Genomic DNA, 19,290 nt, shown 5'->3' on the forward strand with positions numbered 1-19,290 from the left:
ATGACGGTGTAAAGTCATTACCCTAACTTTCAAAAAAACCGAAAGGTCCATTGATCCTCAAAATAAACAGGAAAATCAAATGAAAATCTCAAACAACTGGCTTAAAGATTACATCAAAACCGAACTAAAATCTGATAAAATAGGAGAATATCTCACCGATATTGGTTTGGAAGTAGAAGGAATCGAAAAATATGAAGCGATAAAAGGAAGCCTGGAAGGAATTGTCGTAGGAAAAGTTTTGACTTGCGAACAACACCCGAATGCTGATAAATTAAAGAAAACCACTGTAGAAGTAGGTAACGGTAAGATATTGAATATCGTTTGTGGGGCACCGAACGTCGCAGCAGGACAAACCGTTCCAGTTGCTGTAATCGGAACAAAAATATATGCTAAAGATGGAAGTTCATTTGCCATCAAAGAAGCTAAAATTCGTGGCGAAGTTTCGCAAGGAATGATTTGCGCGGAAGACGAATTGGGATTGAGCGATGATCACGGCGGAATAATGATTTTGGATGAAAACAAATTTGAAATCGGGAAAAATTTCGCAGATTATTTTGAGCTTGCAACGGATGAAGTTTACGAAATTGGATTGACGCCGAACCGAACTGATGCAATGTCGCATTATGGAGTTGCGAGAGATTTGAACGCATTTTTGGTTTCAAACCAAATGAAATCGCAGTTTGAAAAAGTATCTTCTAAAGCTTTAAATGTTGAAGGGACAAACGATTTCCAATTGGAAGTTGAGGATACTGAATTGGCGCCAAGATACATCGGAGCGGTAATTGAGAACGTCCAAGTAGCCGATTCTCCAGATTGGTTGAAACAAAGATTAAAAGCCATCGGGTTGAGTCCGATTAATAATATTGTAGATATTACCAACTATATTTTACATGGATTTGGGCAACCTCTTCATGCTTTTGATGCCGATAAAATTGCCGGAAAAAAAGTAAAAGTTGGAGTTAATGCTGAAGGAACGAAATTTACAACTTTAGATGGTGTTGAAAGAACATTGAACGGAACTGAAATCATGATTAAAGACGGAAACAACGAGCCGATGTGTATCGCAGGAGTTTTCGGTGGATTGAATTCCGGAGTTTCAGAAAATACAAAAACCATCTTCCTCGAAAGTGCATATTTTAACCCAGTTGCGGTGCGAAAAGGAGCGAAATATCATGGCTTAAATACCGATGCTTCCTTCCGTTTCGAACGTGGAGTAGATCCGAATAATACGAATATTGCTATCAGTCACGCGATTTCAATGATTCAGGAAATTGCCGGCGGAGAATTGAAAGGAGAGTTGTTGGAACATTTCCCTCAAAAAATTGAAAACAACTATATTATTTTGAGATTTTCTAAAGTTGAGCAAATTTTAGGAACCAAAATTCATAAAGAAAAGATTAAAGAAATTCTGAAATCACTTGAAATAGAAGTTCTTAATGAAATCCAAAATGGTTTAGAAATTTCCGTTCCTCCTTATCGCGCAGATGTCACCAGAGAAATCGATGTGATTGAAGAAATCCTTAGAATTTATGGTTATAACAAGATTGATGCGCCACAGAAAATCTCTTTTACACCGGTGAAATTGAGTTTTGATGACCAAGATGCTCTTGAAAATTCTTGGGCAAGAACTTTACAAAGCAATGGCTTCAACGAGGTGATGAATAACTCCCTGACTTCAGTGAAAGATGAAACCGATGCGGTGAAATTGCTCAATCCATTGAGTGGCGATTTAGCATTTATGAGAAAATCTCTATTGGAGGGACTTTTGGAGAATGCGGATTATAATATTAAAAGAAAAAATCAGGATATTAAATTCTTCGAACTCGGAAAAATTTATCACAAAAAAGAAAAATACACAGAACGAAAACAGCTTGCCATTTTGGTTTCTGGAAGAAATGTTGCCGAAAATTGGCTTCAACAGAAATCAGTAACGGATTTTTATTATTTAAAATCTTACGTTAAAGTTCTTTTGGATAAATTGAACTTAAATATTGAAGAAAAAGCGTTGGAAGATGAGCGTTTTTCCGATGCGTTGCAATTGATTTCTAAAGGTGAAGTGATCGCGAGATTGGGAAAAGTTTCTCCGGAATTTTTGAAAGATGCAGATATTGATCAAGAATGTTTCTATGCAGAAATTGAAATCGAAACTTGCCAAAAACTTCGCGAAAATGGTAATTTGAAGTTTGTTGATATTCCGAAATTCAACAAAATCAGAAGAGATCTTGCATTGCTGATTGACAAAAATGTAAGTTATTCCGAATTATACCAAGCTGCGAAGAAAAATCCTTCGAAATATTTAAAAAACATCAATCTTTTTGATGTTTACGAAGGTAAAAATCTTCCGGAAGGTAAGAAATCTTATGCAATGAGTTTTGAACTTTTAAATGAAGAAAAAACTTTGGAAGAAAAAGAAATCAGTGAAGTGATGAATTCTTTGATAAAGACTTTCCAGAAAGAATTTTCGGCTGAACTAAGATCTTAAAATTCAATTATATTATATAGAAAACATCCTGAAAATAGGATGTTTTTTTTTGTTTTATAATGACATAATAAATAATATTACTTAAATTTGAGCGAATAAACCGATATAAAATCTTCATCGGCCAAATTATTTTTATAAGAAATAGGCAGAAATTATCTCTGGCAAAAAATTAAATCTATAAAAAGAATCGATTATGAAAAACATTTTTTTATCAATATTTGCGACCGTTGCTTTGGCATCTTGTTCTTCGCTTTCAAGCACTAAAGTTGGAGGTTCGCAAGCAAATATCGCGGGAACTAAATGGGTTTTGGCGGATCAAGTGAAAGGAAAAACGCCAACATTGAATATAGAAACAAATAAAATTACTGGAAACGGAGGTTGCAACAGTTATTTCGGTGAAGTTCTTCTGGATGCTACAGCGGGTAATTTTTCGGCAAAAAATATTGGTTCAACCAAAATGGCTTGTGCAGATATGTCGGTGGAATCTAACTTTTTCAGCATGTTGAGCGAAGCCAATAAATATGTGGTAAGCGGAAATACATTAGAATTGTATAAAGGAAATCTGCTGCTTTTGAAATTCAATAAACAATAGATTTCATAAAATAAAGACCAAAAAAAAGGAACTCGATTGAGCTCCTTTTTTTGTTTTATTATTCGTCGTCGTCTTCTTCGTCATATTTTGCGAGTTCGTCATCGCACCATTTGAAGGCAGCTTCTACCACTTTAGTGGCTTCATCGGCCATTGTTTCCTCGTCATCACCTTCCAAATCATCCAACCATTCAACTTCCTCTTCTTCTACGTTTAGGATAAATCTAGGATATTCCGTGTGAACAACAAATAAATCTTCAGGAAAATCTGAATTGTCGGCTAATAAAAATTTTGGTAATTTCATTTTTTCTAATGTTTAAACTTCTCCAAAGATAAAAAATATTATTGATATTTATTCTCGTCGATTTTAATTTTTCTTAAAACTTTGAATTTTGTCAACGTATTGCGTCGAATCGTGTCTTTTGGGTTGAAAGTTACCTTCACATTTGGGTTCACAGTACTTATTAATTCTGCAATTTGCATTTTATCGAGCATTTTATCATCTTCCATGAAGAAATAAACGCGACCTTCTTCTAATTTTTCAGAATTCAGGAATTTAGTGATTTCTCGTCGGTTTTCAAGGTAATTTCCTCGGGAAAGCCAAGTGAAAACAAAACCGGTCATCAAACTTAAAATCGTAATTCCATAAGTCAGTTTGCCGAAAATTTGATACATTTTTTTGAAATAAACCAGCCAAATCGGGAACGAAAACGGCGCCATCAAACGATAATCAATCGGATTTACCGAATAAAAATATTGGATAAAAAACGAACAAATGATTCCAATACTTCCCACGAAAACGAAAAATCGCTCCGTTTCTGAAAGTTTATTTTTAATGAAAATAAAACACATCAAAAGAATATTCAACAAGCCAATTCCGTAAATCCCAAAATTGATGATTCCACCCGCCGGATTCGCAATATGAATGAACGGATTGAAAGTCGTTGCCATTCCTTGAACCAATTCTATCAACAATTTTGACGTCGGATGAAGCCCGATTTCTAAAAATTCATCGATGTAATCGTCATTAAAATAATCAATGAAAAGAAATTTATACAAAACGATATAGGCAAAACCTACGAAAGACGAGTAAATAAAGGACTTTCCGTGAGATTTTCGGTAATTTAAAATTCCAAAAAGAAAAACGCCACCAATAATAAAAAGTGCGGGATAACGAATGTTGTACAGCGCCAAAAGCGACAAACTCAAATATAAAAATGCCTTAAAACCCTTGAATTCACCAATGATAATTTGCCTTGAAACATAAAGAAAAAGGAACATAAAAGGCAAAATCAGCGATTCGCTCATCGTGTAAGAAAATATCGAAACAAAGCTGAAAATTCCACCCAAAAGTAGGGTTTCTTTGAAGTAGAATTTCTTTTTCCAAGCGAAAATTATGATGAAAAGATAAGCGAGAATTCCGATCAATTTGCTTGCCCAAAATTCATCAAAACCAAAGAAAGTGAAAAATTTCAAACTCAATGGATATCCGAGTGGAGTAGTCGTGTTATCAATTTCTGGAAACAGTTTCGAAGTCCGCATAAACCTGATGGAATCGGGATTTGTTCTTCCTTTTTCATTGAGCAAAAACCGCAGAACAATCATCACCAAAGTTAGGATGAAGATGGAAATTTTCAATAATTTTTCTTGAGTTCTATTTCGCATAAAAAATCGCTAATTCAACAAATTTACAGATTATTACTAGAAATCTGCATCATTAGCTGAATCAGCGAGAGAATTTATTGAGTTTCAGAATTAGCGTTGGAACATTTTCGCTACTTTTTCTGCTTTTTTAGATTCGGAATAATCGTAGAAACCTTCACCGGATTTTACACCTAATTTTCCTGCCATTACCATATTTACCAACAACGGATTCGGTGCGTATTTAGGATTTTTGAAACCGTCATACATCACATATAAAATCGCTAAACAAACGTCTAATCCGATAAAATCAGCCAATTGCAACGGTCCCATTGGATGCGCCATTCCCAATTTCATCACCGTGTCGATTTCCTCAACTCCTGCAACGCCGTTGTACAAAGTTTCAATCGCTTCGTTTATCATCGGCATCAGGATTCTGTTCGCCACAAAACCTGGATAATCGTTCACTTCCACAGGAACTTTCCCTAAAGTTTTCGACATTTCGAAAATCGCATCAAAAGTTTCTTTCGAAGTAGAGTAACCCTTGATGATTTCCACCAATTTCATAATCGGAACAGGATTCATAAAGTGCATTCCGATTACTTTTTCTGGGCGTTTCGTCGCAGCTGCAATTTTGGTAATTGAAATCGAGGAAGTGTTGGTTGCCAAAATGCAATTTTCAGGAGCCAATTCATCCATTTGTTTGAAAATTTTCAACTTCAAATCTTGGTTTTCAGTTGCTGCTTCTACGATTAAATCAGCATTTCCACAAGCTTCAGAAAGTTGAGTGAACGACGAAATATTTCCTAAAGTTTCGGCTTTTTGTTCTTCGGTAAGATTTCCTTTGGCGATAATTCTGTCCAAATTTTTAGAAATCGTAGAAATTCCTTTTTGCAGAGCTTGCTCAGAAACATCTACCAAATTTACTTTAAAACCAGTTTGCGCAAAAGTATGGGCAATTCCGTTTCCCATAGTTCCAGCTCCTATTACGACGATGTTTTTCATTTTATTTTTAAATTTATTTTTGAATTAAATTTTAGTTTTTTGAAGTGTTCAGAAAATCCCAAACTTTTTTAGAAACATCCGAAATCAATTTACAAGTATCATCATAATTTTCCGTAGAATCACTTACAAAAATCGCGATTGCGTATGTTTTTCCGTTGGGTAAAGTGATGATGGCGATATCGTTTTCTGCACCAATTAAACCTTCATCATTATGACCAGAAGAACCGGTTTTGTGTGCAACTTTTGTCGATTTTGGCAATTGTTCTACAATTTTATTTAAACCTGTAGAAGTTCTGTACATCACGCCCAACAAAAATTCTGTTGATTTTTTTGATAAAATTTTACCTTCGTAGAATTCTTTCAACAATTTTGTAGCAGATTTCACCGTGGTGAAATTCTCATACTGATTTTTCCACGCACTTTGCATTATTTCTTCGTTGTACACAATTTGTGTGTCTTTTACACCTTTTGAAATCAAATAATTGTGAACAATTTTTGGTCCGCCAATTAATCTTAAAAGTACGTCGCAACCGATGTTGTCGCTCATTGCAACGGTATATTCTATCAACTCAGAAATGGGCATTTCAAAGTTTCCTTCTGGATTTTTCTCACGAATTGGACTCCAAGTATTGGGTAAAAGTTCAGATTTTTTAATGAAAATTTTCTGGTTTAAATCCAATTTTCCTTGATCGACCAAATCCAAAACCGCCAAAGCAATATGGAATTTGAATACACTTTGCATCGGAAGTTTTTTCTCCGCGTTTTCATTATTATATTTAAAAGGAAAATCAATTCCTAAAACGGAAACAGCAACAGTGGCTTTCTTTCCGTTGGTAATTTTTGAAATTTCCTTTTTCAATTCAGCTTTTTGAGCGAAACTGATCAGAGAAAAAAACAAGAAAAGCAAAGTGAGTTTTTTCATTCTTAAGTTTATGGAATTCGCAGAAATTCAATTAATTAGAAATTAATTTCATAATTTCCAAAGCCACTTTCAAAGCTTCCGTTCCGTCTTCCAAAGAAACTTCTACTTCGCGATTTTCGTTGATGGCGTCGGCGAAACTTTCTAATTCATCTAGAATCGCATTATTCGCTTGAATTTTAGGATATTCAAAAATAATTTGATTCTTTTCGCCTTCTGCATTTTCAATAATCATATCGAAATCGGAAGGGTTTTCCGGCGCTTCTTTCATTCTGATTACTTCTGCTTTTTTCTCTAAGAAATCAACTGAAATATAAGCATCTTGTTGGAAAAATCTAGATTTTCTCATCGCTTTCATCGAAATTCTAGAAGTCGTCAAATTCGCAACACAACCGTTTTCAAATTCAATTCTCGCATTACAAATATCCGGCGTTTTCGAAACCACACAAACTCCGGAAGCATGAATGTTTTTCACCTTAGATTTTACAATAGAAAGCAAAATATCCAAATCATGAATCATTAAATCCAAAACCACCGAAACATCGGTTCCGCGCGGGTTGAACTCCGCTAAACGGTGAATTTCGATAAACATCGGATTGTGAATAAATTCTTTGGAACCAATAAAAGCTGGATTGTATCTTTCAACATGTCCAACTTGCGCTTTGATGCCAAATTCTCTACATTTATAAAGGATTTCTTCTGCTTGTTGAAGCGTTTGTGTGACCGGTTTTTCGATGAAAAAATGCTTGTGATTTTGTATCGCTTTCATCGCATAATCGTAGTGATAAACAGTTGGAGTTACGATATCGAGCATGTCGATTTCCTTTAGTAAATCATCAAAATTATCGAAATATCGATATCCAAATTCTGCTTCTATTTTTTTTCCGTTTTCCTGATCAGCATCATAAAAACCAACTAACTCATATTTTTCCGATTGATTCAATAATCTTAAATGGATTTTGCCGAGATGTCCGGCGCCGACTAAACCTGCTTTTAGCATAGAAAATTAATTTTTTCAAAGATAATAATTAGTTGTCAGTTGAGAGTTGAGTGTTCATTGTTTTTTAATTTCAGACCATGATCAGCTAGAAAAAATCAACTAAAATTCCTATTTTTGTCACATGCAGGACTCATTTTTACATAAAGGGAAAAGAAAAATTTTGGTAGAATATCTTCGGGAAAAAATCGGGATTTCCGACGAAAATGTTTTGAGAGCAATGAATGAAGTGCCGCGACATCTTTTCCTGGAAAGTATTTTTGAAGATTTCGCTTACGAAGATCGCGCGTTTCCGATTTTGGCAAAACAAACCATTTCGCATCCTTCAACAGTGGCAGAACAAACGGAATTGCTACAACTAAAAGAGAAAGAAAAAGTGCTGGAAATAGGAACCGGATGTGGTTACCAAACCGCTGTTTTGGTGGCTATGAATGCGTTGGTTTATACGATTGAACGACAAAAAGAACTGCACGATTTCTCGCAGAAAAAACTTCGTGAACTTCATTTAAGACCAAAATTTCAGAGCTTTGGCGATGGTTTTGCGGGTTTGCCAACTTTCGCGCCTTTTGATAAAATTTTGGTGACTTGCGGTGCTGAAATTTTACCAACAGAACTTCTTCATCAGCTGAAAATTGGCGGAATAATGGTGATTCCGCTTGGGAAAACTGAGGAACAAATCCTAACAAGGTTTACCAAAAAATCTGAAAAAGAATTTATAAAAGAAGAATTCGGTGCTTATAAATTTGTACCGATGCTTAATAATACGAATCAGTAATTGATTTTGGTGGTTTTAGAATTTCATAGAAACTGATAAATAACATCTTTCAAATTCGGTTTTTAAGAATAACTAACGTATTTTTGCAACTATTTGAATTTTGATTTAATCCGATAGTTTCAAAAAAATGAAAAAACTCCAAGACATTCTTATTTCGACGCGTACGATGGCGATTTTGTTGCTGGTTTTTGCTATTTCGATGGCGTATGCAACTTTCCTGGAAAACGATTTTGGTACTCCTGCCGCAAAAGCTTTAATTTATGAAGCAAAATGGTTTGAAGCAATTATGTTTCTTCTCATTTTAAATTTTATTGGAAATATTTCGAGATACCGACTTTTCCGCAGAGAAAAATGGCCGGTTTTGGTGTTTCACCTTTCATTTATTCTTCTTTTTATTGGAGGTGCAATCACGCGATATATTAGTTATGAAGGTATCATGCACATCCGCGAAGGAGAAACTTCAAACGAGGTAATTACTGACAAAAATTATTTTAAAATTCAAATTGAAGAAAAAGGAGATGTATTGAATTATCAAGATGTTCCTTTTACCATGATTTCCGATGAAGCTAAAAAAACAAAATTAATTGCTCAACTTTTTGGAAAAACTTTCAAAGCTGGCTACGATTACCACGGAAAACAAATCAATGTAAAGCAATTGCAATTTATTCAGAGAAAAAAAGACAGTTTAATTGCTGATAACAACGGAATAGAATTTTTGCATTTGGTTTCTGCAGGAAATAAAGGCCGAGAGAATTTTTATATCAAATCTGGAGAAGCTAAATCGATCAACGGAACTTTGGTTACTTACAATCGCGCGATTGAAGGTGCTGTAGAATTTCGAAATGATAATGGGAATTTAATGATCAAAACGCCTGTCGATGCTAATTTCATGACGATGGCAACACAAGCAACCGGAACCACGAAAAAAGACGAATTCCAACCATTGGCTTTGAGAAGCCTTTACACTGTTAATGACCTGAAATTGGTTGTTCCAGAAGGTTTAAAGAAAGGAAAACTCATCGCTTATGAAGGTGATAGAAAGAAAGATAAGGATGTTCCAGATCAATTGACGGTTGAAGTTCAAGGACCGAAAACAAAACAAATCGTGGATCTTTCGGTAGAAAAAGGAAATCCAAATGCGTTCAAACAAATTGCAATCGATGGAATGAACATTATTCTTGGTTTTGGACCGAAAGTTTACAACACCCCTTTCTCTTTGAAATTAGACAAATTCGTGATGGAAACTTACCCAGGAAGTTCATCGCCAAGTGCTTATGAAAGCCATGTTCAGATCATCGACCAAGGCAAACAAACGCCTTATAAAATTTATATGAACCACGTTTTAAATCATGGCGGTTACCGTTTTTTCCAGGCGAGTTTCGATCCAGATAGAAAAGGAACCGTACTTTCTGTAAACCACGATTTCTGGGGAACTTTGATTTCATATATCGGTTATGCTTTATTGTTTTTAGGAATGTTTGTAACGTTCTTCTGGAAAGGTTCTCATTTCTGGAAGCTTAATGAAAATTTAAAATCGGTGAATAAGAAAAGAGTGGTAACTGTTTTATTGCTTTTATTAAGTTTAAATTTCAGTGCACAAGAAATCGACACGCACGGAACAGATGGTTCCGGAAAACAAACGCATTCCGCAAGTGATGGACACAACCACGGAAATGCAGATGCACTTTTGATGGAAGAACCTGCACCGAAAGAAACAGCCAGTTCATTTGCATTAAAATCTCCAAAAATGATTTCTGCGGATGAAATTATCGCCAGAAACCGTATTTCAAAAGAACATGCAGACAAATTCGGATATCTTTTGGTTCAGAATTACGAAGGACGAATCGTTCCGATGAATACTCAGGCTTTAGATGTTCTTCGAAAACTTTATAAAAGAGATGAATTCCGAGGTAGCGATGGAAAAACATTGACAGCAAATCAATGGTTTTTGTCGATTAATACTGATACTCCGAGTTGGACAATGGTTCCTTTGATTAAAGTAATTAACGGCGGCGACGAATTGAAAAAGAAAGTAAAAGCTAATGAAGATGGTTATACTTCTTTAATGAATATGTTTCCTGCGGACAAATCAGGCCAGTTGCACTATGTTTTGGAAGCAGATTATCAAGCAGCTTTCCGAAAAAAACCGGCGGAACAAAGTAAATATGATTTAGCGGTAATTGATCTCAACGATAGAGTTCAGGCTTTCAACGAATTTTTCAGTGGTCAGTTTATGAGAATTGTTCCAGTACAAAACGATCCGAACAACACTTGGCATTCTTGGCTTGACCAAAATTTTGAACCGGACGAAGCTTCACAAAAAGTGATGGGTCCTTATTTTTCAAGTATTTTGGAAGCTCAACAAAACGGAAATTGGGCAAAAGCTGATGCAGAATTAATCAAATTAAAAGATTACCAGAAAACTTGGGGTAAAAATGTGATTCCTTCGCAATCGAAAGTAGATGTAGAAGTTTTCATGAATCAACTAAACCTTTACTTTAAACTTCTGATTTTCTACACAATTATCGGAGGTTTGTTGCTTATTTTAGGATTTGTAGATTTATTTAAACCAAACAAAATTTTAAATAAAGTAATTAAAGTCATTATTGCGATTGGTTGTATCGGATATTTCGCACACTTCCTTGGACTTATCGCAAGATGGTATATGTCGGGACACGCGCCTTGGAGTAATGGATACGAAGCGATTATCTTTATTTCTTGGGTCGGAATTTCCGCGGGATTATTCCTTTATCGAAATTCAAATGCATTGATTCCAGCAGCAGGATTCATGGTTGCGGTCATCATGATGGGATTTGCTCATGGTGGTTCCGCTCTCGATCCGCAGATTACACCGCTTGTTCCGGTACTTAAATCTTACTGGTTGATTGTTCACGTTGCGATTATCACTTCAAGTTACGGTTTCTTCGCTTTGTCGATGATTATTGCGGTGATTACTTTGGTATTTTATATTATTTCAAGTAAAAAATTATACAAAATCCACCACGATACTACTTTGAAAGAATTAAGTATTGTATCTGAAATGTCTTTGACCATCGGACTTTTTGCATTAACGGTTGGGAATTTCTTAGGCGGAATTTGGGCAAATGAATCGTGGGGAAGATACTGGAGCTGGGACCCAAAAGAAACTTGGGCGTTTATTTCCATTATGGTTTATGCCTTCGTTTTACACATGAGATTGGTTCCAGGTTTGAGAAGCAGATGGGCATTCAATGTTGCAACGATGTTTGCATTTTGTTCAATGGTAATGACCTATTTTGGAGTAAATTATTATTTGAGCGGATTACATTCCTACGCAGCAGGAGATCCGGTTCCGGTTCCGGCTTGGGTGTATATCGGTTTGTCAACGATGCTTGTTTTATCAATCGTTTCTTATTTCAGATTTAAAGAATTAAAGAAATAAAAACTTCAAATCATCATAAAATCCCGAATTCGCTTTCGGGTTTTTTTTTGTCAAAATTTTTAAATATTACCTCTGTTGTTCAATTTCAGCAAATATTCATTAGATTTGTATTGAAATACATTAACATTTAAACCCACCACCCAAAAGTTTGAGTACTTATCTTACCATTCTCGGTTTTAATTCGGCGATTCCTACGGTGAATTCTTCTCCAACTGCTCAGTTTCTCGAAATGGAAGAACGTGCTTTTTTAATCGATTGCGGTGAGGGTACACAAGTTCAGCTTCGAAAAACGAAAGCGAGATTTTCTAAAATTAACCATATTTTTATTTCTCACCTTCATGGCGATCATTGCTTTGGTTTGCCGGGATTGATTGCGTCTTTCCGACTTTTGGGCAGAGAAACTCCGCTTCATGTTTACGGTCCGAAAGGAATCAAAGAAATGATGGAAACCATTTTCAAAATTACGGAAACGCACAAAGGTTTTGAAGTGATTTACCATGAACTTGAAAGCAAAAAATCAGAGAAAGTATTCGAAGATAATCGGGTAGAAGTTTACACTATTCCCCTTGATCACAGGATTTATTGTAACGGATATCTCTTCCGTGAAAAACCGAAAGAACGCCATCTTAATATGGCAGAAATCTCAAAATATTCAGAAATAGAAACTTGCGATTATCATAATTTAAAGCTCGGGAAAGACTTTATTTTGAGTGATAGTTATGTTTTAAAAAACGAAATTCTCACTACCGAACCGAGCAAATCTGTTTCTTACGCGTTTTGTAGCGACACTCGATATTTAGAATCTATTTTACCGATTATTGAAAATGTGGATGTGTTGTACCACGAATCTACTTTTCTTCATGATTTGAAAGAAATGGCTGATTACACAGGTCATACAACCGCTTTGGAAGCTGCCCGAATTGCCAGAAAAGCCAACGTCGGAAAATTGATTTTAGGACATTTTTCAAACCGATATCACGATTTAAATGTGTTCACCGATGAAGCGAAGGAAGTTTTCCCGAATTCGTTTTTACCAAAAGCGTTGGAGCCAGTTAAAATTTAATTTTTTTAATTGAATTTTTCATTTTTGCGCAATCATTTTTTTTACCATGAATTTTGATGAATTAAAAATTTTTCTTGACGAAAAAGCAGATTTCTACAACAACCCCGAGTTTATCGAGCATGATCCAATTCAGATTCTGCATCGTTTTTCTTTAAAACAGGATGTTGAAATTGCAGGATTTTTGTCTGCAACAATTTCTTGGGGAAACCGAAAATCGATCATCAATGATGCCGAAAAAATGATGAATTTGATGGAAAATTCGCCATTTGATTTTGTGAAAAATGCTTCGCGGAAAGATTTGAGTTTTTTAGAAGGAAAAAGCATTCATAGAACATTTAACGGAGAAGATTTTCGGGAATTTATCTTAAATTTCAAACGAATTTATCAGGAAAATGACAGCTTGGAAAATTTATTTTTAATGAAAGAAAATGAAACTAATTATTATCATTCATTAGAAAGATTCAGAACGCAATTTCTTGGGGAAAACCTTCACAGAAGCCATAAACACGTAAGTTCAACGTACAAAAATTCTTCAGCAAAAAGATTGATGATGTTTCTTCGCTGGATGGTTCGAAAAGACCGAAAAGGCGTAGATTTCGGGATTTGGGAAAACCTAAATCAGAAATTTCTTTCGATTCCTTTGGATGTGCATACCGGAAATATTTCCCGAAAACTCAATTTAATTCAAAGAAAACAAAACGATTGGAAAACGGTGGAAGAAATGGATTTGGTGTTAAGAAAATTTAATGCAGAAGATCCTGCGAAATACGACTTTGCTTTGTTTGGCTTAGGTGTTTCGAAAGATTTTTGAGTAATTTTGCAGAAATCTAAAAAAAATGAGCCGAAAAGAATTACGCGAAAGAAATATTCAGTTTCTTGCAAAAGTGACGGATAAAATTATGTGGTGGATCGGTTCTGTTCCTTCACTCATTGTACATTCACTGGTTTTTATCACGGCATTTTTGTTGCCGGTTTTCGGAGTAGTTTCGGTTGATAAAATGCTTTTGGTACTCACAACGGTTTTGTCTTTGGAAGCGATTTATTTCTCGATTTTCATTCAAATGTCGGTAAATCGCAGCCACGAACACATTGAAGACATTCGCGAAGACATCGAAGAAATTCAAGATGACATTGAAGAAATCAGCGAGGATATTGAGGAAATTAGTGAAGATATTGATGATATTCAGGAAGATATCGAAGATATTGCCGAAGATGAAGACGAAGACGATCACATCGAAAGAGCGAGAAATGTAATGCTGAAAAGCAATGTTTCATCCAACAAGAACGATATCAAAGCACTTCGTGAAGTGATTGCAAAACTGCAAGAACAGCTTGAAGATTTGAAAAAAAATGATGAAAATTCAGAAGAAAAAACGCCAGAAAACTAGGCGTTTTTCCATTCATTAGTGAAAGAAATAAAATCTTCAACAGAAAGTTCTTCCGCGCGCTGATCCAAAAAAGGATGATTTTTCAGAAATTCCGGAATTTCCAAAACTTTTAAAGAATTTGACAATTTTTTTCGTCTTTGGTTGAAACCTGCTTTCACGATTTGTTTAAATAAAACCTCATTTCCAGCCAAACCTTCTTTAGGATTTCTTGTTAATCGGATTACACCGGATTTTACTTTTGGTGGCGGATTGAAGACATTTTCATGAACTGTAAAAAGATATTTCACATCATAAATCGCCTGAACCAAAACCGATAAAATCCCGTAATCTTTGGTTCGTGGAATGGCGGCAGTTCGTTCGGCAACTTCTTTTTGAAACATTCCGACCATTTCCGGCACATTTTCATAAAAATCGATGATTTTAAATAAAATTTGAGACGAAATATTATAAGGGAAATTCCCGATTACCGCGACTTGATCACCGAAAGTTTCCGCAATATTAATCTTCAGGAAGTCGCCTGTGAAATGGTTTTCTTGCAATTTCGGATAATGATTTTTCAGATAAGCCACCGATTCGGTATCGATTTCTGCAACGAAAACTTCAGCATCTTTATCCAAAAGATATTTCGTAAGAACGCCCATTCCGGGACCAACTTCCAGAATTTTCTTATAATTTTCCAGACTTAGTCCTTCTACGATTTTCTGTGCAATATTTTCGTCCGTAAGGAAATGTTGACCGAGATGTTTTTTGGCTCTAACGCTCATAAATTCAGTATTCAATTAATGAAAAAACGGTGCAAGGAAGATTTTCTTTATGTTTTTTTTAACACCGATTTTCTTGGATTCTCCGCAAATTACGGAAGTTTTTTTCTATTTTAGCAGAAATTTTTTATTTAATGGCAAAGACAGTTGAAGATTTTAACAAGAGACGGCTTCGCTCAAGCAATATTACAGTGGTGATCAGTATTGCATTGGTGTTATTTTTATTAGGATTAATGGGACTTATACTCATCAATGCGCAAAAATACTCCGATTATATCAAGGAACAATTGGTAGTGAATGCTTATTTTGATGAAAATTATGATGCAAAAGATTCTGCGAAAATTGTAAAAAGAGAAGCTGAAGCTTTCCAAAAAATTCAAGGTTTGACTCCTGTGAAACGCGCAACTTACATCAGCCGCGAAATGGCTGCTCAAGAAGCCAAAAAAAGCATGGGAATTGAAAGCAGCGCACTTTTCGAAGAGAATATTTTCCCTTCTTCAGTGGAAATTGCCTTGAAACCTGAATATGTAGATCCTGTAAAAATTGATGAAGCCATCAAGCAAATCAAATCCACACCTGGAATTGTTGATGTAAAAAACAACAGCACTTTGATGGTGGAAGTTTACAACAATCTTAACAATATTTTGAAATGGATTTTAGGATTTTCGATCTTGTTTTTGATTTTAGCTGTTGTACTTATCAATAATTCAATTCGATTGAAAATATTTTCTAAACGATTCATTATCAAGACAATGCAGTTGGTTGGTGCGAAACGTAGATTTATCTTAAAACCATTCATCAAAGAAGCAATTATCCTAGGAATCATCGGTGCAATTCTTGGTTTAGCGGTGCTTTTCGGAGCTTGGTATTATTTCATTACCCAAATCGGAACTCCATTTGCTCAAGACAATAATCAATTGATTATTTTGGTAGTTGGAATTTTCCTTCTTGGTGTTTTAATCACCGTAATCAGTACTATTTTCGCAACTTGGAGATTCTTAAGATCTAATGTTGATGATTTATATTATTCTTAAAAATGGCAAAAAAAAATAAAAACTTTTCCGCTGACAATATCGGAGCAAAAGAAGTAGAAGTTCCTAAGGAAAATAGCTTCTATTTCAGCAAAGAAAATTATAAATTCATGCTCATTGGTTTAGCGCTAATTGTGGTAGGTTTTCTTTTAATGATGGGAGCTGATGCCAATACCGTTGACGGAAAATACGATCCCACTTCTTGGAACGAAGACATTTTTTCCATCCGTAGAATTCGTATTGCACCGCTGTTGGTCATCGCTGGTTTTGCTGTAGAAGTTTATGCGATTTTGAAAAGAAATAAATAAAATTAGAACATTCATTCCCAAATTTTTGTCAAAGTCGTATTTTATTGAGATTCGCTTTGACAAATTTTTTTTAATAAAAACATTTCATTAAAATGGATTTAATCAAAGCAATCATCATTGCCATCATCGAAGGTTTAACCGAATATCTTCCCGTTTCATCCACCGCACACATGATTTTCACCAGTTCCATTTTCGGGATTCAGGAAGATGAATTTGTGAAAATGTTTCAGGTTTCCATTCAATTTGGAGCGATTCTCGCGGTAGTATTTTTATATTGGAAAAAGTTTTTCGATTTCAAAAACATTAATTTTTACCTGAAATTGGCAGTTGCGGTAATTCCGGCTTTGGTTTTAGGAAAATTGTTCGATGATAAAATTGAAGCTGTTCTCGGCGATCCCGTTCCCATCGCAGTTGTATTGATTTTGGGCGGAGTAGTTTTGCTCTTTATCGACAAATTATTCAAAACTCCGATTGTTGATGACGAGAAAGATATTTCTTACAAAAGTGTGATTATCATTGGGTTTTGGCAATGTCTCGCGATGATGCCCGGAACTAGCCGAAGCGCTGCTTCCATCATCGGTGGAATGCAACAAAAATTAACCAGAAAAGCCGCCGCAGAATTCTCGTTTTTCCTCGCTGTTCCTACGATGTTGGCCGTTACCACTTACTCGATTTTCCTGAAAGATTGGAACCACAACGGTCTCGAACAAAAAGGTTACGAAATGCTTATGCAAGGCAATAATTTAATGCTATTTTTAGTCGGAAACGTTGTCGCATTCGTGGTTGCGGTTATCGCGATCAAGTTTTTCATCGGGGTTTTAACGAAATATGGCTTTAAACCTTGGGGTTGGTACCGAATTATCGTCGGAATCGTTTTATTGATTTATTTTACACAATTCGCATAATTTTTTGGGCAGCTTTTTCCGCCCTCCGTTCCCGCTTTTTTGCCTCCACTTCGTTGCGGCAAAAAGAGCTCCACTCAGGTCGGGCTGCGAGAAAGGATTGTTTCACCCCATTTAGTTTCCCAAAATGACGGATCAGGATTTCTTAGAAGGACAAATCATTTTACTCGACAAACCACTGGATTGGACGAGTTTTCAAGCAGTAAATAAACTGAAATACAAACTCAAAAGCGAATTTAAACTTCCAAAGAAATTCAAAATCGGTCATGCAGGAACTTTGGATCCGCGTGCGACAGGACTTTTAATCGTTTGTACCGGAAAATTCACCAAGAAAATTCCAGAAATTCAAGATGCGCCAAAAGAATATTTAACCGAAATTAAAATCGGAGTACAAACCGAATCTTACGACACCGAAAAACCTGAAATTCTTCACCAAGACTATTCCCATATTTCAGAAGAATTCATCAAAAAAACTTTAGAAAAATTCGTTGGAGAAATAGAGCAGAAACCGCCTGTTTTTTCTGCCATAAAAATCGATGGAAAAAGAGCATACGATTTGGCAAGAAAAGGGGAAGAAGTGGAAATGAAATCGAGAAAAACCACGATTCATTATCTGAATAATATCGAAATCGAATTGCCATTTGTGCGTTTTACGGTCGGTTGTTCGAAAGGAACTTACATCAGAAGTTTAGCCCACGATATCGGGCAGGAATTGGGAGTTGGCGCGTATTTAACCAATTTAAGAAGAACAAAAATCGGCGATTATTCCATAGAAAACGCTTCTTCACAATATCTGGAAAATGATTTCAAGTTTTCCGACGGTCTTTAAAAATATTTCATCATCATGGAAAAAACACGTATCAATAAATATCTTTCGGAAGTTGGTTTCTGTTCGCGTCGGGAAGCCGACCGAATGTTGGAGCAGGGAAGAATTACGGTGAACGGCGTTGCGCCTGAATTGGGCACGAAAGTTTCCGATGAAGATGAAATCTTGGTCGATGGTATTTCGATCAGAAAAACAGAGGAAGAACACGTGTATATCGCCCTGAATAAGCCGGTTGGAATTGTTTGTACCACCGATACCAAACGCGAAAAAAACAATATTGTCGATTTTGTGAACCATCCGAAAAGGATTTTTCCGGTCGGAAGATTGGATAAACCTAGTGAAGGCCTTATTTTATTGACTTCCGATGGTGATATTGTGAATAAAATCCTGCGCGCCAGAAACAATCACGAGAAAGAATACATCGTGCGTGTCGATAAACCCATTACGCCGCAATTTCTCCATAAAATGAGAAACGGAGTTCCTATTTTAGGCGTCATCACGAATAAATGTGAGGTGGAACAGATCGATACTTTATCGTTCAGAATCATTTTAACTCAAGGTTTGAACCGACAAATTCGCAGAATGTGCGAATATTTGGGTTATGAAGTGAAAAAGCTGAAGCGAATCAGAATCATGAATATCAAACTCGATTTGCCGATTGGAAAATGGCGCGATTTAACCAAAGCGGAATTGACCGAACTTAACGAATTACTCGGCGATTCCGAGAAAGTTGCCGATTAATACTTTTCCTTTAAATACAAATAAGCCATCAGATATTTGTTCAATCTTTTGGCATCTTTATCGGTTAAAGGTCTTGTAAATCGGGTCAAATCCATGTTGTCTCTTAAATCATTGAGCTTCACCGAAACAGCCAAAGCGGAACGCTCAGTTTGTTTGATGAATTCCGTATAATCTTGATCGGAAGGTTTCTTAGTAAGACATTCAATGGCGAATACGATATCGTTAGGAAAACCTTGTTGCAAAAGATAATCGTAAGTAATTTCCGGACAATCTTCAATCACATCATGTAGTACGCCAACGATTTTTTCGTCGTAAGTTTTGCCGTAATTCATCACCCGCATCACATGACCAATATACGGAGTACCGAATTTGTCGGTTTGTCCTTTATGGGCTTTATCAGCGATTTTTATTGCTTTATTTAGCAGTTCTTCTTTGGTCATT

At 35.7% G+C, this 19,290-nt stretch carries 19 protein-coding genes; 12 read left to right on the forward strand and 7 right to left on the reverse strand.

The window, feature by feature from the left end; genetic code table 11:
- Positions 1–79 precede the first annotated feature (79 nt).
- Entirely contained in the window at positions 80–2,482 is a 2,403-nt protein-coding gene (gene pheT, locus NOV28_RS02330) for a phenylalanine--tRNA ligase subunit beta (protein WP_255927163.1), read from the forward strand.
- Positions 2,483–2,675: 193 nt separating this feature from the next.
- Positions 2,676–3,074 (forward strand): META domain-containing protein, encoded by a 399-nt coding sequence (locus tag NOV28_RS02335; RefSeq protein WP_255927165.1) that lies wholly within the window; start codon positions 2,676–2,678, stop codon positions 3,072–3,074.
- Positions 3,075–3,132: 58 nt separating this feature from the next.
- Here NOV28_RS02335 and NOV28_RS02340 read toward each other — a convergent pair whose 3' ends face one another.
- The 5 genes from NOV28_RS02340 to NOV28_RS02360 form a co-directional block, all read right to left on the reverse strand.
- Positions 3,133–3,375 (reverse strand): DUF8828 family protein, encoded by a 243-nt coding sequence (locus tag NOV28_RS02340; protein ID WP_255927167.1) that lies wholly within the window; start codon positions 3,373–3,375, stop codon positions 3,133–3,135.
- A gap of 38 nt (positions 3,376–3,413) precedes the next feature.
- Positions 3,414–4,736: a hypothetical protein gene (locus NOV28_RS02345; RefSeq protein ID WP_255927169.1), complete on the reverse strand. Its 1,323-nt coding sequence runs from the start codon at positions 4,734–4,736 to the stop codon at positions 3,414–3,416.
- A 90-nt stretch (positions 4,737–4,826) separates the two neighbouring features.
- On the reverse strand, positions 4,827–5,717 hold the full coding sequence (locus NOV28_RS02350; protein WP_255927171.1) for a 3-hydroxybutyryl-CoA dehydrogenase: 891 nt from the start codon (positions 5,715–5,717) through the stop codon (positions 4,827–4,829).
- A gap of 31 nt (positions 5,718–5,748) precedes the next feature.
- Positions 5,749–6,639 carry a class A beta-lactamase, subclass A2 gene (gene bla / locus NOV28_RS02355; protein WP_255927173.1) on the reverse strand — a complete coding sequence of 297 codons (891 nt, stop codon included), beginning with the start codon at positions 6,637–6,639 and terminating at the stop codon, positions 5,749–5,751.
- 31 nt (positions 6,640–6,670) lie between these two features.
- Complete coding sequence (locus tag NOV28_RS02360) at positions 6,671–7,636, reverse strand: Gfo/Idh/MocA family protein (protein WP_255927175.1); 966 nt, start codon at positions 7,634–7,636, stop codon at positions 6,671–6,673.
- Between the two features lie 121 nt (positions 7,637–7,757).
- Here NOV28_RS02360 and NOV28_RS02365 point away from each other — a divergent pair, with 121 nt between their 5' ends.
- From NOV28_RS02365 to NOV28_RS02385, 5 genes are all read left to right on the forward strand, one after another.
- Complete coding sequence (locus NOV28_RS02365) at positions 7,758–8,408, forward strand: protein-L-isoaspartate(D-aspartate) O-methyltransferase (RefSeq protein WP_255927177.1); 651 nt, start codon at positions 7,758–7,760, stop codon at positions 8,406–8,408.
- Positions 8,409–8,535: 127 nt separating this feature from the next.
- On the forward strand, positions 8,536–11,829 hold the full coding sequence (locus NOV28_RS02370; RefSeq protein ID WP_255927180.1) for a cytochrome c biogenesis protein CcsA: 3,294 nt from the start codon (positions 8,536–8,538) through the stop codon (positions 11,827–11,829).
- Between the two features lie 148 nt (positions 11,830–11,977).
- The gene (locus tag NOV28_RS02375) at positions 11,978–12,892 is read left to right on the forward strand and encodes a ribonuclease Z (RefSeq protein ID WP_255927182.1); all 915 of its coding nucleotides are present in this window, start codon (positions 11,978–11,980) and stop codon (positions 12,890–12,892) included.
- Between the two features lie 46 nt (positions 12,893–12,938).
- Entirely contained in the window at positions 12,939–13,703 is a 765-nt protein-coding gene (locus tag NOV28_RS02380) for a TIGR02757 family protein (protein ID WP_255927184.1), read from the forward strand.
- A 25-nt stretch (positions 13,704–13,728) separates the two neighbouring features.
- A complete protein-coding gene (locus NOV28_RS02385) occupies positions 13,729–14,280 on the forward strand; it encodes a hypothetical protein (protein ID WP_255927186.1) in 552 nt (183 codons plus the stop codon).
- On the opposite strand, the gene rsmA is transcribed toward NOV28_RS02385, so the two are convergent.
- On the reverse strand, positions 14,277–15,044 hold the full coding sequence (rsmA, locus tag NOV28_RS02390) for a 16S rRNA (adenine(1518)-N(6)/adenine(1519)-N(6))-dimethyltransferase RsmA (RefSeq protein WP_255927188.1): 768 nt from the start codon (positions 15,042–15,044) through the stop codon (positions 14,277–14,279). The genes NOV28_RS02385 and rsmA overlap by 4 nt on opposite strands.
- A gap of 131 nt (positions 15,045–15,175) precedes the next feature.
- On the opposite strand from rsmA, the gene NOV28_RS02395 reads away from it, so the two are divergent.
- The 5 genes from NOV28_RS02395 (at position 15,176) to rluF (ending at position 18,849) form a co-directional block, all read left to right on the forward strand.
- A complete protein-coding gene (locus NOV28_RS02395; protein WP_255927190.1) occupies positions 15,176–16,075 on the forward strand; it encodes a cell division protein FtsX in 900 nt (299 codons plus the stop codon).
- A 2-nt stretch (positions 16,076–16,077) separates the two neighbouring features.
- Positions 16,078–16,380 (forward strand): DUF3098 domain-containing protein, encoded by a 303-nt coding sequence (locus tag NOV28_RS02400; RefSeq protein ID WP_255927192.1) that lies wholly within the window; start codon positions 16,078–16,080, stop codon positions 16,378–16,380.
- 92 nt (positions 16,381–16,472) lie between these two features.
- Positions 16,473–17,285 carry an undecaprenyl-diphosphate phosphatase gene (locus NOV28_RS02405; RefSeq protein ID WP_255927194.1) on the forward strand — a complete coding sequence of 271 codons (813 nt, stop codon included), beginning with the start codon at positions 16,473–16,475 and terminating at the stop codon, positions 17,283–17,285.
- 124 nt (positions 17,286–17,409) lie between these two features.
- Positions 17,410–18,111 (forward strand): tRNA pseudouridine(55) synthase TruB, encoded by a 702-nt coding sequence (gene truB, locus NOV28_RS02410; protein ID WP_255927196.1) that lies wholly within the window; start codon positions 17,410–17,412, stop codon positions 18,109–18,111.
- 15 nt (positions 18,112–18,126) lie between these two features.
- Complete coding sequence (rluF, locus tag NOV28_RS02415) at positions 18,127–18,849, forward strand: 23S rRNA pseudouridine(2604) synthase RluF (protein WP_255927198.1); 723 nt, start codon at positions 18,127–18,129, stop codon at positions 18,847–18,849.
- Here rluF and NOV28_RS02420 read toward each other — a convergent pair.
- Positions 18,846–19,289 carry a phosphohydrolase gene (locus tag NOV28_RS02420; protein ID WP_255927200.1) on the reverse strand — a complete coding sequence of 148 codons (444 nt, stop codon included), beginning with the start codon at positions 19,287–19,289 and terminating at the stop codon, positions 18,846–18,848. The two genes, rluF and NOV28_RS02420, sit on opposite strands and share 4 nt — an antisense overlap.
- Position 19,290 lies beyond the last annotated feature (1 nt).

Source organism: Kaistella montana (genome assembly GCF_024436175.1).
Taxonomy (GTDB): domain Bacteria; phylum Bacteroidota; class Bacteroidia; order Flavobacteriales; family Weeksellaceae; genus Kaistella; species Kaistella montana.

Excerpts from the sequence above, each read along its gene's own strand:
- pheT (WP_255927163.1), top strand. The coding sequence starts at position 80 with ATGAAAATCTCAAACAACTGGCTTAAAGATTACATCAAAACCGAACTA.
- NOV28_RS02335 (WP_255927165.1), top strand. The coding sequence starts at position 2,676 with ATGAAAAACATTTTTTTATCAATATTTGCGACCGTTGCTTTGGCATCT.
- NOV28_RS02340 (WP_255927167.1), bottom strand. The coding sequence starts at position 3,375 with ATGAAATTACCAAAATTTTTATTAGCCGACAATTCAGATTTTCCTGAA.
- NOV28_RS02345 (WP_255927169.1), bottom strand. The coding sequence starts at position 4,736 with ATGCGAAATAGAACTCAAGAAAAATTATTGAAAATTTCCATCTTCATC.
- NOV28_RS02350 (WP_255927171.1), bottom strand. The coding sequence starts at position 5,717 with ATGAAAAACATCGTCGTAATAGGAGCTGGAACTATGGGAAACGGAATT.
- bla (WP_255927173.1), bottom strand. The coding sequence starts at position 6,639 with ATGAAAAAACTCACTTTGCTTTTCTTGTTTTTTTCTCTGATCAGTTTC.
- NOV28_RS02360 (WP_255927175.1), bottom strand. The coding sequence starts at position 7,636 with ATGCTAAAAGCAGGTTTAGTCGGCGCCGGACATCTCGGCAAAATCCAT.
- NOV28_RS02365 (WP_255927177.1), top strand. The coding sequence starts at position 7,758 with ATGCAGGACTCATTTTTACATAAAGGGAAAAGAAAAATTTTGGTAGAA.
- NOV28_RS02370 (WP_255927180.1), top strand. The coding sequence starts at position 8,536 with ATGAAAAAACTCCAAGACATTCTTATTTCGACGCGTACGATGGCGATT.
- NOV28_RS02380 (WP_255927184.1), top strand. The coding sequence starts at position 12,939 with ATGAATTTTGATGAATTAAAAATTTTTCTTGACGAAAAAGCAGATTTC.
- NOV28_RS02385 (WP_255927186.1), top strand. The coding sequence starts at position 13,729 with ATGAGCCGAAAAGAATTACGCGAAAGAAATATTCAGTTTCTTGCAAAA.
- rsmA (WP_255927188.1), bottom strand. The coding sequence starts at position 15,044 with ATGAGCGTTAGAGCCAAAAAACATCTCGGTCAACATTTCCTTACGGAC.
- NOV28_RS02395 (WP_255927190.1), top strand. The coding sequence starts at position 15,176 with ATGGCAAAGACAGTTGAAGATTTTAACAAGAGACGGCTTCGCTCAAGC.
- NOV28_RS02400 (WP_255927192.1), top strand. The coding sequence starts at position 16,078 with ATGGCAAAAAAAAATAAAAACTTTTCCGCTGACAATATCGGAGCAAAA.
- NOV28_RS02405 (WP_255927194.1), top strand. The coding sequence starts at position 16,473 with ATGGATTTAATCAAAGCAATCATCATTGCCATCATCGAAGGTTTAACC.
- truB (WP_255927196.1), top strand. The coding sequence starts at position 17,410 with ATGACGGATCAGGATTTCTTAGAAGGACAAATCATTTTACTCGACAAA.
- rluF (WP_255927198.1), top strand. The coding sequence starts at position 18,127 with ATGGAAAAAACACGTATCAATAAATATCTTTCGGAAGTTGGTTTCTGT.
- NOV28_RS02420 (WP_255927200.1), bottom strand. The coding sequence starts at position 19,289 with ATGACCAAAGAAGAACTGCTAAATAAAGCAATAAAAATCGCTGATAAA.